Origin of the sequence: Nonomuraea sp. MTCD27, assembly GCF_041950495.1 — a bacterium.
In the GTDB taxonomy this organism is placed as follows: domain Bacteria; phylum Actinomycetota; class Actinomycetes; order Streptosporangiales; family Streptosporangiaceae; genus Nonomuraea.
This window is the reverse complement of record NZ_JBGNUW010000030.1, coordinates 103,668-116,303: the sequence shown is the minus strand read 5'-3', so window position 1 is coordinate 116,303 and position 12,636 is coordinate 103,668. Positions and strand designations below refer to the sequence as shown.

Sequence of the window (12,636 nt, the reverse complement as noted above, 5' to 3'; positions counted from 1 at the left end):
GGCCGACTCGAAGAAGCCGGCGACGACGCTCTGGTCCGGGTGGTCACCCCAGCCGATGGGCACGCTCGCTTGTCGGTGGAAGCTCGGCGCGCTGGGCGAGAGCCCGTCGCTGAAGTGGCTGCGTGCGGCCTGCCAGGCGATGCTGCCGCGCATCGGTCTGCCCGAGCTGTTGCTGGAGGTGCACTCCTGGACGGGGTTCCTGGACGCCTATGTGCACCTGGCCGACACCTCCACGCGCATGCACGACCTGCCCCGCTCGCTGGTCGCGCTGCTGATCAGCGAGGCCTGCAACGTCGGTCTCACCCCGGTGATCAAGGACGGGGACGAGGCGCTGACCCGTGGCCGGCTCTCGCACGTCGACCAGAACTACGTGCGGGCCGAGACGCACGCCGCGGCGAACGCGATCCTGATCGAGGCCAGCGTGGCGTGCCAATCGTGGCGCTGTGGGGCGGCGGGCTGCTGGCCTCGGTCGATGGGGCTGCGGTTCGTCGTTTCGGTCCAGACGATCAACGCTGCCCCGTCGCCGAAGTGCTTTGGGTACAAGCGCGGTCTGACGCTCTTGAACGCAGTAAATGATCAGGTGATGGGGATCGGGCAGATGGTCGTGCCCCGCACGCCGCGCGACTCTCTGTACATCCTGGACACCCTGATCAACATTGACGCCGGCCCGCAGCCCGAGTTCGTCACGACCGACCAGGCGTCCGATTCGGACATGGTGTTCGGTATCTTCTCCATGCTCGGCTACCGGTTCGCGCCCCGCTTCGCCGATCTGGGCGACCAGCGGTTCCGGCGCTCGGAGGTTCCCGGCAGGGACACCTCGAGCGACTACGGGCCGTTGGAGGCGATCGCCCGCAACAGGATCAACCGGCAGAAGATCCACACCCAGTGGTCCGATACGACCCGGGTCGCCGGGTCGCTGGTGACCAACCAGGTCCGCGCCTACGACCTGCTGCGCATGTTCGCCCGTAACGGGCGGCCCACCCCGCTCGGGCAGGCGTTCGCCGAGTACGGGCGGATCGACAAGACCCTCCACCTGCTCAGCATCTTGGACCCGATCGACGACTCCTATGCCAGTGGTCCCGGTGGTCCTCGCGGATCTACATTGAACGCGCTGCCTCCACGCGAGAGGGGAGGCTCGACCGGTGCAACCCTCCTAGCCCGACCCTCGGTGAGGTCATGACGCGCATCGAAGACCACACGCCCCCGTTTCCCCGCCACCCCGTCCGAACCGACAAGATTGCCCGCGTCGGTGCGTCCTGGCGCCACCGGATCTCGGCTCCCTTGATCGTCACCGCAATCTTGGGTATGGCCGCCCTTGCCTGTGCCATCTTGCTGCCTCGTCACCTGCTGGCCTGGGACTTGGGATCGGCGCAACCGCCGGCCGACTACGCGGCCGCCGTGAACAACATCCGTACAGCCCTACTCCAGGGAGTCGGCGGCCTGGTCCTTCTGATGGGTGCCTACCTCACCTGGCGTCAGCTTCAGCTCGGCCGCCACGGTCAGGCCACCGAATCGTTCGCCGCTGGGATCGCCCACCTGGGCGATCCCAGCGTGGATGTCCGGCTCGGCGGCATCTACGCCCTGGAACGCATCGCACGCTTTTCCACAGCCGACCGCCGCGCCATCGGCGAGATTCTCACCGCGTTCATCGGTACCCGCACCCGCCACCCTCAGAGAAGCGCCCAAGACGCCCAGCGTACGGCCGCGACCCCCGACGAGTTGGTCAACCTCTCCCTCCGGGCTCCGGACCTCCACGCGGCGCTCACTGTCCTGGGCCGCCGCCCATCGGTAAGAGGCCAGGTGCTCGCTCTCGATCGGGTGGTCCTGCCTAAGACCAACCTTGCCTCCGCTCGCCTCCACGATGTCGATCTCCATTTCAGCGATCTAACCGAATCCTCTCTCGTCGGAGTCGATCTGACCCGTGCGGATCTGAGCGGAGCACGGCTGGCCGGCGCTATCCTCCCGGACGCGATCCTCTACCAGGCCGATTTACGAGACGCCGTCCTGACCGGCATCATCGCCGAGGGCATCGACCTACGCGCCACCGATCTCAGCCAGGCCGATCTGCGTAACGCCAACCTTCGTGGCGCCCGCCTCGATTACAGCGATCTCCGCGGAGCCACTCTGAGCGGAGCCGTACTAACCGGCGCCTCCCTGAAGCGGGTGGTTTTCGACGAGAGCACCGTCTGGCCCGATGGTTTCGAACCATCCTTGATCGAACCCGCACGGCCACGATCGCTGCCTCCCATCCGTCCCCGGACCTACGACGAATTCGCAGTCAGGGACGAGCCAGCTGAGTGAAGGCGCGAGTCCACCAGGCTGGTCCACGCCCGCTCACCGTTGACATCAGTTCCGCACGAGGCGATGGTTATCTAGGGTTGTCGGACCCTTCCAGCAGGTCAGAGGATGATGATCTCTTCTTTCACGTAGGCCAAGTTGACCGAACTCAGATCCGGATGGGTCTGAATGCGCCGATGACGATCTCCGCTGACGACCGACCCTGACGGGCACCACGGTGAAGACGGTGCGCTACTACCACCAGGTCGGGCTGCTCGACGAGCCCGACCGCGAGCCCAACGGCTACAAGCGCTACGAGGTGCACCACCTGACGCGGCTCCTGCAGATCAAGCGCCTGACCGGGGCTCGGTGTGCCGCTCGCGCGGGTGGCCGAGATGGGCACGAGCGGCGAAGGGCAGGCCTCCGTCTTCCGGACCGTCGACGCCGAGCTCGAGGCGACGGTCCGCTCTACAACCCCGCGCAGGTCGACGTGCTCCGTCGAGCGCACCTGCTCCACGAGGCCGACGACGACGGTGCCGACACCGGTGACGACGCCCCGTGACCCCCCTCGATGATGTAGACCGATGGTTATCTTGGGTTATTGGCCTCTTCCCGCAGGTCAGAGTCGGATGATCTCGTCAGGCACGTAAGGCGTGTTCCCTGGCTCTGAAAGACCGCAGCGCGGTGCTGGGATTCAGATCCGTGCCCGGGATCCGGCTTGTTCACGCCACCACATGTACGTTGCCGTGGTGGGCGAAGACGGCCATGTGCTGGTGCGGGAGGCCGAGCCGCGGGTCTGGGATCTCTACGGGCCGCCCGCGGGAGACGACCATCGGGCGGTGTGAGCGCCGGACAAGTCCGCGGCACCGTGGAGATCCAGTTGCAGCAGCCATCACGGGCAGGACGTCGCCGCGATGCTCGCCGGCTGTGTCCGCGATGACCTGCGGGACGCCGGTATTACCCGCGCCATTGGCCGGCTTCCCGAGAAAGTCGTCATCCGTACGGTGGCCACTTCCTGCGTACGCTCGGTGAGATTCACAAACGCTCTGGCGGGTGCGACGCCCCTGTTGATTTGATAACCGCATTCCCGGTGCCGAGAAGCCAACCGGCAGAGGCGATCAGGAAATCGTGCCCTGTCGGTGGGCGGCGCTAAGATCGCGTCCCATGCTTCCGGGTGGGTTATGGCGGATTGTCAGGACCGTAATAGTCGGTCTGATTGTCGTGGCGGCGGTCACGGGCCTGGTGCTTGGTGACGCCTGGCTCTGGGTGGCCGCCACGTGGACACCGCCGAATTATGCGGGGTTCGCCGAACACGACAGGTTCGACATTGTGACGACTGTCGCGATGTTCGTGTCCGCTCTGGTGAAGGCCGCGCTCCTGTGGCTGATCCTGCGCGCGCCCGTGCCGGGACCGATGAACCGCCAGGCGACGGCGTTGCGTTGGCTGCTTTATCTGGCGGTGGCGTATACCCTCTTCCTCTGGTATCCGATCGCGCTGTTCCCCGATGGGGTTGACCTGGCGTTCGAGCTTGTGCTGTTCGCCGCGATCGACGTCCTCTACCTGTTCGTCATTCGATGGCGGTCCGGCTTGTTGCGCGCGGCGGCCGGCGTGCTGTTCGCGATCGAGCTGGCCGGGGTGGCCAACGATCTGCTCGACCAGCTGGACCTTCTGGAGCTTCCACTGAGCGGCGGCGTCGGGCTGTTCCTGATGCTGAGCGGGCCGGCGGCGACCGTCATCACGGTCATGGGGCAGTGGCGTGACGGCCGGTGGAGCCGCGGCACGCTGACCGCCGGATGGTTGTCGGTGGGCGTGCTCGCGCTGGCGCTGCCGCTCAACATTCTCCTTGAGAGCATCTCCGGCGGCCACACGGTGGTGTGGGTCGTGATGGACGCGGTACAACTCGTCAGCCTCGTGTGGATGGCGGCGACCGCCCGTGAACTGCCCACTGAGGAGCGCTTGACCGACCTCCGGCCCGGGCGGCAGCGTGCGCTCCGGGTCGCGGTGGCGACCGTGGCCGTGCTGCCGGTCATCACACAGATCCACCCGGAGCAGTCCGCGCACCTCTCCTACTCCGGCTGGTCGACGGAGTGTTATGACCGGCCCAGTTTCGGCGACCTGAAGCCCGAGGAACGCGACGCCATGTTCCTGTGCCTGGCTCGGAACACGGCTGACGGGGTGCCCCCCATGTTCCCGGACAGCCTGTCGGACCAGGGGGTTCTCGCGTACGGACGGTCGCTGTGCCGGGCGAAGGACCGCGAGGAGCAGGAGGCGATTCTGAAGCGGGCCGGAAGCGAGCGGCCCGCCTGGGGCGCGAACCCGTGGGAACTCGTCTACGTCTGCCCGGAGATCATCGGAGCGACCCGTCCCGAGCTGTTGCGGTCGACCGCGGAGAAGGAGGCGGCGAACGACTCCTACATCGCCGAGGCGAACGCGAAGTGCCGCGACCCGTGGCCCCGGCGGAAGGGTGTCGTGCAGGCCACGGCCAACTACTTCCTGTTCGTCGACGGTGATCACGGCTATGTGATCCACGACCCCGAGGACGAAGCGGCCGAAGGCGCGATGGACCAGGCGGTGGACGAGCTCTACGACGACGACGGCTCCCCCATCGGGGTGGCCGGCAGCACGGTGCTCGTCGGACACGTCGAGGACGTGTCCGATCTGTGTCTCACCGTGAAGGCCTTCCGTACGGCACCGCCACTGCGGACGGCCGGGTGGGAGCTGGTCAACGAGGTGCCGATCGTCAGCCGCAGCGGCCGGCTCAGCGTGCCGGAGATGGGCGATGGCGAGGTGGGCGCGGGCGCCCCGATGCCGAACCTGGCGATCGCGGGCAAGGGCCGCTACCGGCTCCGGGTCTACGTGCGGCTCGGCGAGACAGGGGAGGAGCACCTGGTCGTCGTGTTCCCGGGCGCGTCGAAGAAGAGGCTCAAGGTGAAGCCGTGAGCGGCGGAAGGGCGAACCGGACGCTGGTCAGGCGTTCGGACACCTCCCACAGTCGGCGGCAGGTCTCGGGGTCGGTGGCGGTCGGGGCCGGCTGGACCTGCTTGGGGGCGCCGCGTAGTTCGGCCGTTCAGCCTTCTTACCGGCGGAATGAGCGTTTCTCCCCTTGCCGCGTGCTGGAGGAAGCGTGGCTGCTGGGCGGCGCGCTCCTGGCCGCGTGCCTGGCCGACGACTCTCCCACCGGCGCGCGCGACGCCGCGCTCATCGCCGTGCTTGACAGCTGCGGCCTGCGACGCAAGCTTCGCGGCCGTGTCTTCAAGGGCCGCAAGGTCACCGGTGACGAGGCCGAATGGGTTGTCTTGGAACCGGTCCACCGCGCCGTCGAAGTGCTGCTGGAGTTCAACGATGATCCCGGGCACCTGTTCGGTCACTACGGCGGGAAGAAGGCCGGCCGCCGCAAGGCACCGCACCAACCGATCCACGAACCAGGAGCGACACCATGAGATGGGACAAGCACCGCGTCGTCATCACGGCCGCCGGCCGCGACTTCGGGCGAACCCTGGCCATCCGCCTCGCGGACCTCGGCGCCGAGATCTTCCTCTCGGCACGTGAACTCGCCGCCGCTCAACGAGTCCGCGACGAGATTCGCAACCGCGGCCATCAGCGGGTGCACGCCTTTGCCTGCGACCTGACGGACCCGTCCTCGATCCGCGACTTCGCTTCCAGCGTCGCGGAACACACAAACCGCGTCGACGTACTCATCAACAACGGTTCTCGCTACCTCGCAGGGCCGGACCTGCTGTCCGCAACCGACGCCGACATTGTCGACACCATCGCCTCTGGCGCCACTGGCACGGTCCTGATCACGAAGAGCTTTCTCCCTCTCCTGCTCAACTCGGAGATACCGGATGTCGTGACGATGGTCTCCGCCTGCGGAACACCGGGCCACCACCGGTCGGACGCGCACGACGCCTTTTACGCGGCCAAGAGCGCCCAGGCGGGGTTCGCCGAGATCCTCTCCAAGCGCCTGCGTCCTCAAGGGGTCCGGGTGATCTCGCTCTACCCGCCCGACTTCGACAACGCCGACCCGCTCTCCGAGGAGTGGAAGACCACCCCGCGCGAGGCCAAGGACGCCCTCACCGCGCACTCGCTCGTGGAGTGCATCCTCTTCGCCGTCGCCCAGCCCCGCGACTGCTTCATCAAAGCGTTCCACTTCGAACAGGTCTGACCAATGCCTCGCACGTCGACGCACGACGGCTGATGCCAGGTCCGGCAAGCCACCGCCGCTCAGGACCACAGGCATTCAGGTGGTTCCAATACCCGGCTCCACCATTATCCCGAGGCCGCGGCGGCATCCACGAGCTGCTAGATCTGGAAACCGTCCGCGCGGTTGCCGACACGGTCGCGGACCTGCGCGACGGGCTGGAGGCCGGCGGCGAGCGAAGACATCATGCTCTATGAGAACCCGAACGCGTTCCTGCTCTGCCGCTACCGCCGCAAGCAGGCCCTATGCCACCGCGAAGGCACTTCGGACTGGCCCAACCTGGACCGGTGCGTCCCGTCCTGCGGCAACGTCGTGCGCACCGACGAGCATGCAAAGCAACTGCGCGCCCGTGCCAGCCGTCAGGGTGCCGGACGCGGCGGGTTCCACGGTGATGGTGATCGTCCGGCGCCGAGGATCAGCAGGGCCTGCTGGCCGGGGTTGAGTCGCCGCCAGAGCGACCTCATCGACTTACGGTGGCGCCGGATCATCCCGGCGACGTAGTTCAGGGTCTGATGCGACAAATCGACGGCGGCACGATGCTTCTATGGTTTGTCAAGCGAGGGCGGACGATTCGGTTACCGGCGCCTGGGGGCGGGTGATGATCTTGTAAAGCTGGCGGGCGACGTATCGTTTCAGACAGCGGATGATCTCTCTCCTGGACAGCCCGTCGGTGGTCCTGCGCTCAACGTAGGCGCGGGTGGATGGATCGCAGGACATGCGAGACAGCACGACGACGTACAGGGCCCGGTTGGCCTGCCGGTCGCCACCATGGTTAAGCCGGTGACGTCGTGTTCTGCCGCTGGAAGCAGGGACGGGCGACACCCCGCATAGGGCCGCGAACGATCCCTCGGAGCGCAGCCGATCGGGGTTGTCGCCGCAGGTGGCCAGGAGTTGCGCGGCGGTCTCAACACCCACGCCTTGGGTGGTGAGCAGCTCGGGCCGGGTCTGCTCGATCAACGCCTTCAACTGGTTGTAGGCGGCGTCGATCTCGGAGCTGAGGGCGCGGTAACGAGCAGCGAGGTGCCGCAGCGCCACCTTGACGCTTTGGGCTGGGTCGGCCAGATCAGCGGAGGGCCTCAACCGGGAGCAGGCCTCGGCCAGCCGAGCCTTCTTCAGGCCGGCCAACTGCTCGCGGAGCTCGCCGGGGCGGTGACGAGCACCGCCTGCAGCTCGTTGAGGCAGGCGGTGCGAGCCTTCACCGCGCCGGCGCGGACCAGATGCAGCACGCGGATCGACTCGGCCACCCCGTTTCCGCTCTTCGGGACGGCGAGCGGGCCTGTCCGTTCGTCGGGTTCACGTAAATGAGGAAGCCGAGCACGGCCACCACCAGCGGCCCGGCGATCAGCCACCGCGTCCAACGGCCGACGGCCACGCCCAGCGTCGCGGCGAGGACTGTGGCGGCCACCGCCGTCAGTGGCTCCCACACGTCCAGCTGCCCTCCGGCGGGGCCGCTCAGCAGCCGGATCGCCAGGTAACCGCCTACGGCCACAGCCGCTGCGAGCGCCGCGACCAGCGGTGTGGCCAACAGCAGGGCCCGCGTGCGGTGCTCGGCCCGCCCGGGCAGGCCGGCGAGGCTTTCCGGCATGCCGTGCCGCCCGTCGCGTGAGGCGGCCAGGCTCGCCGTGATCAGGACCGCCGAGGCCAGGCAGGTGGCCAGCCCGGTGGCGTTGATCGGGTCCATCGTGAGGTCGGGCTGCTGGCCCCGGCTGAGGAAGGTCTGCAGCGCCAGCACCAGGACGGTCGCGCCCCACACGAGCGGGTGCCGCACCAGCCTGCGCGTCTCGAACAGGAACAGCCGCCGCGTCACGCCGCCTCCCCGAGCAGCATGAGGTAGCCGTCCTCGACACCGGGCACCGCCGCGTCGGCGGCCGGCGGTCGCGGGCCGAGCGTGCGGTAGCGGCCGTCGGCCGTCCGCCAGAACAGCTCCGACGTGGCGGGCGCTGTGTCCGACAGCCACACCCGGCCGTCCGCGACGGCCGCGAGCCCGCCGGGGGTGCCGTCGAAGACCGCACGGCCGTCCCGCATGACCACCACCCGCTCGCACAGCGCGGCGACATCCTCGGTCTGGTGGGTGGACAACACGACGGTACGGCTCTCGCCGAGCCGTGAGACCAGCGCGCGGAACATCATCCGCTGTTCCGGGTCGAGGCCCACGGTCGGCTCGTCGAGAATGAGCAGATGCGGCTCGCCCAGCAGCGCCTGGGCCAGCGCGAGCCGCTGGCGCATGCCGCCCGACAGTTTGCGCACCTTCGTCCTGGCCTGGTCGGTGAGGTCCACCTCGGCCAGCACCCGGCGTACCTCGGCGTGCCGGTGCTTCCGGTCGGTTAGCTCCTTGAGGATCGCCACGTAGTCCACGAGGTCGAAGGCGGTGAAATGCGGGTAGGAGCCGGGGTTCTGCGGCAGGTAGCCGAGTCTGCGCCGCAGCGCGGTCCGCTGCGCGCGGTCGGCCGGGTCCAGGCCGAAGGCGTCCACCGCGCCGCCGTCCGGGGCGAGGGTGGTGGCCAGGCAGCGCAGCAGGGTGGTCTTGCCGGCGCCGTTCGGGCCGAGCAGACCGGTCACGCCGGTGCCGAGCGTCAGGTCGAGGCCGTCGAGCGCCCGTTTGGCGCCGTATGTCTTGGTCAGTTCCCTGATCTGGATCATCTGGTGCTCACTTTGTAGAAGCGGTATGTCAGGAGGAGGGCGGCCACGCCGTACCCGATCTGCGGGGCGGGACCGAAGACGGCCAGCCAACTGCCGATGAAGCGGCCCGTGCCGACGATGGCCAGCCACACCCCGCCCACGGTGAGTGCGGCGATCGGCACCGGCAGCCGGTTCGACAGGGCCAGGCAGCCCGAGGCGGCGGCCAGCGCGGGCAGCAGCCAGGCGGCGGCCAGACCGGGAGGTGCGGCCAGCAGCGGTGAGGCGAGCCCGGCCAGCACGACCGACACCGCCAGCACGGCCGTGGCCCTGGTCAGCAGCAGTCGCGGGCCGGACATCGGGGTGGCGGCGACCAGTTCGTGGGCGGGATCGACGCGGGGCCCGTAGGCGAGCGCGATGCCCGCCAGCGGCAGCATCGGCGCGACGATGAGGAAAGCGGGCAGCAGTTCGGTCTGCGCGCGCGCGGCAAGGACCGCGAACGCCAGTACCGCCACCACGGCGGCCAGCCAGGCCTGGCTCAGCGTCGGTGTCGCCGTCAGCAGCCTGGCCAGGTGGTCGGGCACCCCTCTGTGCCGCAGGAAACGCTCGGCCAGGCCCGGGCGCGGCGTGATCAGCTCGGCCTCCAGCCTCGCCCAGGACGCTTCGAGCCAGTCCTTGTCGTACGGCACCGCCGCCCGGCAATCAGCGCAACGACCGAGATGTGCGTCCACGGACATGGCCAGAGCCGGTTCGAGCGTGCCTTCGAGGTAGCGCTCGCGCAGGTCATCGGGAATGTGCCAGCTATTCATGACAGCTCCTCGCGCAACCGGGCCCTGGCCCGCATGGCGCGGGTCTTGATCGTGCCTTCCGGAATGCCCAGGAGACCGGCGGCCTCCTTGGTGGTGAGGCCGTCGAAGACGGTCGCCTCGATGACGGCGCGCAACTCTGGAGAGAGCCTGTTCAAGGCGGCGCCGAGGTCACCGTGCTCCACGCTCAGCAGGACCACGTCCTGGGCCGAGGCGACCGGCGAGCTGTCGTTCGGTTCGATGCCGGAGCCGACCCAGCGCGAGCCGCGGCCACGCAGAGCGGAGATCAGACGGCGGACGGCGATCGTCCACAACCAGCCGGCCGGGTTATCGCCGCGGAAGCCACCCGCCGAGCGCCACACGGCCAGAAAAGTCTCCTGCAGCGCGTCGTCGATGGCGTCCGCGTCGGCGCAGCGGCGGGCCAGGCGGGCGCGCAGCCAGGGGGCGTGGCGCTGGTGGAGGATGCGCAGGGCGACGGTGCTCCGCGCGGCGACAGCGGTGATGAGGTCGGCGTCATTGCTTTCCGCAGTGACGTCCGGGGCCGCGCGCCGACGCAAGGGAAACGGTCTCACGGTATATCTATCGCACGACCTGTATGAGCCGGTTCTCCCAAGTCAGCCGGTTTCGTGATTTGGCCCGTGGATCCTCGTGCCCTTGTTCACCGCGGAGCATCACAGATGGCGGCTGGTGGCGCCGGCCTTACCGACAGGCCCACCCCCGGCGGGAGCGCATGGCATCTACGGCCCCGGGAAGGAAGCCCTCGGCGTACTGGCCATCGAGATCGAACTCCTCCAGCCCGCCACCGCCTGCTGAACGGGACAAGCGAAGGCCGGGCGGTGGAGGGGCAGACGGAGCGTGCAACGTAGGTGTGGCATGCCTGGTCCGCGTCCGAGCTGCTCGAGTGGATCACCGTAGGGTGGCGAGCATGGGCGGCGGTGTTCTCCCACATGGCCGCCAGGCCTGTGGTCGTCAGCCGAGCAGGAACGTGCGGGCCTGGTCCGCGACCGGCTCAGGGGCCATCCAGAAGGCGGAGTGATCCTGGTCGGCGAGCGTCAGCACGGTCACGTTCGGCAGGATCGCAGCCAGCGCCTGTGCACCGGCGCGTATGAAGGCCTCGCCGTTGCCACCGACGGCCACCGCGACCGGGGCCTTGATCGACCAGCGGTCGGTGGGCAGTGGCTTGCCGTCCTGGAGCCCGCGCATGATCTGGCCGTCGTAGGCGTAGGTGTGGGCGTACTTGACCATGGCCTCCCAGGAGGGGTCCTGCTTCATCGCCGGGATGTACTCGGCCGGGACACCGATCATCTCGGTCATGAAGTATTCGACGGCTTCGCTGCGCTTACCCGCCGCGACCAGGGCGTTCTGGTGTTCGACGTAGTCGGCGGGCGCCGGGGGCTTGGAGTCGTCGACGATGAACGGCGGCTCGTACAGGTAGAGTCCCGTGACCTTGTCACCCAGCGCGCTCGCCGCGTCCAAGGTCAGCCCGCACCCACCGGAACCGCTGGTCAGGGCCGCGGAGCCGCCCGCGACCTCGATGAGCGCGGCGATGTCTTCGATCTCGCGCGCCGGGTCGTAGGGCTGCGGATCGCCGCTGGCCCCACGGCCGCGCCGGTCGAAGCTGATCACGGTGAAGTCCTTGGACAACGCCTCGGCCACGCCCGCGACGCCGGTGTGGTCTTCGGCGACATTGCTGATCACGATGATGGCCGGGCCGGACCCGGTCTTCTTGTACGCGATCGTGGTGCCGTCGGCGGAGGTGATGGTGGAAAGTTCGGACATGATCGTTTCTCCTTGGCTGGTTGACGGGCCGTCCAGCAGGCCGCCAAGCCGGTCGAGCGCTTCGGCGTAGCCGTCGGCCATCTGGAGTTCGACGGCCCGTTGCAGTGCTTGGCTGTCGGGGAAGCTCGCGGCGACGGAGACGATGCAGCCGTTGCCGGTGGAGGTGAAGGTCACCGAAGTCGGGAAGGTTCCCGTGCCGTCGGGCCGCCACGCCGCGTCGGCGAACACGTCGTCGTAGGCGAGCTCGCAACGATCGACGACGGTGGTGTAGGTGGCGATGCTGCGCACCGGAGCGGCCGAGCCGTCCACTGGCGCGATCTCGAAGCGCCAGCGTCCTCCCGGCCGCACGTCCATCTCGTACACGGTCGCGGCCCACCCCTGCGGCCCCCACCAGCAAGTGATCGCCTCGGCGTCCGTCCAGGCCCACCACACACGCTCGAGCTCGGCCGCGTAGGTGCGGCTGATGTGCAGGGTGTTGGCCGACCTATCGACCACGATCCCGTCTGCGGTGTCTGGGGACATGCTCAAGCTCCTCATTGATCGGCCGTGTCGTCGAGAAAGGCACCGAGGCGATCCATCCGCTCCGACCACAGAACGGCGAACCCCTGCACCCAGTCACTCAGCTCACGCATCGCGCCCGGGTGCAGCCGGTAGATCCGCTGCTGTGCCCGCTTGGTCACCTCGACCACTCCCGCCTCGGACAGCAGTCGCAGATGCCGGGACACCTGCGGTTGGCCCAGGCTCAGCGCCTCGACGATGTCACCCACCGACCGCGGGCCGTCCCTGAGCAACTCGACGATCCGGAACCGGTTCGGCTCCGAGATCGCCGTCATTCGCAGTTGCACGCTGTTGACCACACCTCGAACATACATGACGGTGTATATATGTTCAAGTGTATATATCGCGCCAGGGTGTCGGTCGTCTGCGGGCGTGTGCGATCCAGGATTTGACTTCCCG

The 12,636-nt window shown here is 68.4% G+C and carries 13 protein-coding genes and 1 pseudogene; 6 read left to right on the top strand and 8 right to left on the bottom strand.

All coding sequences use genetic code 11. The features are described 5' to 3' along the window. The first annotated feature begins 55 nt into the window (after window positions 1-55). The 6 genes from ACBJ59_RS54575 to ACBJ59_RS54550 all read left to right on the top strand — a co-directional run bounded on the left by ACBJ59_RS54575 (window position 56) and on the right by ACBJ59_RS54550 (window position 6,442). Entirely contained in the window at window positions 56-1,180 is a 1,125-nt protein-coding gene (locus tag ACBJ59_RS54575) for a Tn3 family transposase (protein WP_375117892.1), read from the top strand. Beyond that, a complete protein-coding gene (locus ACBJ59_RS54570; RefSeq protein ID WP_375117891.1) occupies window positions 1,177-2,301 on the top strand; it encodes a pentapeptide repeat-containing protein in 1,125 nt (374 codons plus the stop codon). The genes ACBJ59_RS54575 and ACBJ59_RS54570 overlap by 4 nt, the downstream gene beginning before the upstream one ends. Window positions 2,302-2,524: 223 nt before the next feature. Further along, complete coding sequence (locus ACBJ59_RS54565; protein WP_375117890.1) at window positions 2,525-2,839, top strand: MerR family transcriptional regulator; 315 nt, start codon at window positions 2,525-2,527, stop codon at window positions 2,837-2,839. Window positions 2,840-3,498: 659 nt separating this feature from the next. After that, on the top strand, window positions 3,499-5,217 hold the full coding sequence (locus ACBJ59_RS54560; protein ID WP_375117889.1) for a hypothetical protein: 1,719 nt from the start codon (window positions 3,499-3,501) through the stop codon (window positions 5,215-5,217). A gap of 170 nt (window positions 5,218-5,387) precedes the next feature. After that, window positions 5,388-5,717, top strand: coding sequence for a hypothetical protein (locus ACBJ59_RS54555; protein ID WP_375117888.1), 330 nt, complete (start codon window positions 5,388-5,390; stop codon window positions 5,715-5,717). After that, window positions 5,714-6,442 carry an SDR family oxidoreductase gene (locus tag ACBJ59_RS54550; protein WP_375117887.1) on the top strand — a complete coding sequence of 243 codons (729 nt, stop codon included), beginning with the start codon at window positions 5,714-5,716 and terminating at the stop codon, window positions 6,440-6,442. The genes ACBJ59_RS54555 and ACBJ59_RS54550 overlap by 4 nt, the downstream gene beginning before the upstream one ends. A 446-nt stretch (window positions 6,443-6,888) precedes the next feature. On the opposite strand, the pseudogene ACBJ59_RS54545 reads toward ACBJ59_RS54550, so the two are convergent. From ACBJ59_RS54545 to ACBJ59_RS54510, 8 genes and pseudogenes are all read right to left on the bottom strand, one after another. Then, window positions 6,889-6,999, bottom strand: a pseudogene (locus ACBJ59_RS54545) (IS5/IS1182 family transposase); the annotation flags it as partial. 31 nt (window positions 7,000-7,030) lie between these two features. Continuing rightward, on the bottom strand, window positions 7,031-7,603 hold the full coding sequence (locus tag ACBJ59_RS54540) for a transposase (protein ID WP_375117886.1): 573 nt from the start codon (window positions 7,601-7,603) through the stop codon (window positions 7,031-7,033). A 70-nt stretch (window positions 7,604-7,673) separates the two neighbouring features. After that, on the bottom strand, window positions 7,674-8,285 hold the full coding sequence (locus ACBJ59_RS54535; protein WP_375117885.1) for a hypothetical protein: 612 nt from the start codon (window positions 8,283-8,285) through the stop codon (window positions 7,674-7,676). After that, entirely contained in the window at window positions 8,282-9,118 is an 837-nt protein-coding gene (locus ACBJ59_RS54530; protein ID WP_375117884.1) for an ABC transporter ATP-binding protein, read from the bottom strand. Before ACBJ59_RS54530 ends, ACBJ59_RS54535 begins: the two co-directional genes overlap by 4 nt. Next, on the bottom strand, window positions 9,115-9,903 hold the full coding sequence (locus ACBJ59_RS54525; protein WP_375117883.1) for a zf-HC2 domain-containing protein: 789 nt from the start codon (window positions 9,901-9,903) through the stop codon (window positions 9,115-9,117). The genes ACBJ59_RS54530 and ACBJ59_RS54525 overlap by 4 nt, the downstream gene beginning before the upstream one ends. After that, the gene (locus tag ACBJ59_RS54520; protein ID WP_375117882.1) at window positions 9,900-10,472 is read right to left on the bottom strand and encodes an RNA polymerase sigma factor; all 573 of its coding nucleotides are present in this window, start codon (window positions 10,470-10,472) and stop codon (window positions 9,900-9,902) included. Before ACBJ59_RS54520 ends, ACBJ59_RS54525 begins: the two co-directional genes overlap by 4 nt. A 397-nt stretch (window positions 10,473-10,869) precedes the next feature. Then, entirely contained in the window at window positions 10,870-12,201 is a 1,332-nt protein-coding gene (locus tag ACBJ59_RS54515; RefSeq protein WP_375117881.1) for an alpha/beta fold hydrolase, read from the bottom strand. Between the two features lie 11 nt (window positions 12,202-12,212). After that, entirely contained in the window at window positions 12,213-12,551 is a 339-nt protein-coding gene (locus tag ACBJ59_RS54510; RefSeq protein WP_375117880.1) for an ArsR/SmtB family transcription factor, read from the bottom strand. Window positions 12,552-12,636 lie beyond the last annotated feature (85 nt).

Coding starts and splice junctions, on each gene's coding strand:
- ACBJ59_RS54550 (WP_375117887.1), top strand. CDS start 5,714: ATGAGATGGGACAAGCACCGCGTCGTCATCACGGCCGCCGGCCGCGAC.
- ACBJ59_RS54575 (WP_375117892.1), top strand. CDS start 56: ATGGGCACGCTCGCTTGTCGGTGGAAGCTCGGCGCGCTGGGCGAGAGC.
- ACBJ59_RS54510 (WP_375117880.1), bottom strand. CDS start 12,551: ATGTATGTTCGAGGTGTGGTCAACAGCGTGCAACTGCGAATGACGGCG.
- ACBJ59_RS54570 (WP_375117891.1), top strand. CDS start 1,177: ATGACGCGCATCGAAGACCACACGCCCCCGTTTCCCCGCCACCCCGTC.
- ACBJ59_RS54525 (WP_375117883.1), bottom strand. CDS start 9,903: ATGAATAGCTGGCACATTCCCGATGACCTGCGCGAGCGCTACCTCGAA.
- ACBJ59_RS54515 (WP_375117881.1), bottom strand. CDS start 12,201: ATGTCCCCAGACACCGCAGACGGGATCGTGGTCGATAGGTCGGCCAAC.
- ACBJ59_RS54530 (WP_375117884.1), bottom strand. CDS start 9,118: ATGATCCAGATCAGGGAACTGACCAAGACATACGGCGCCAAACGGGCG.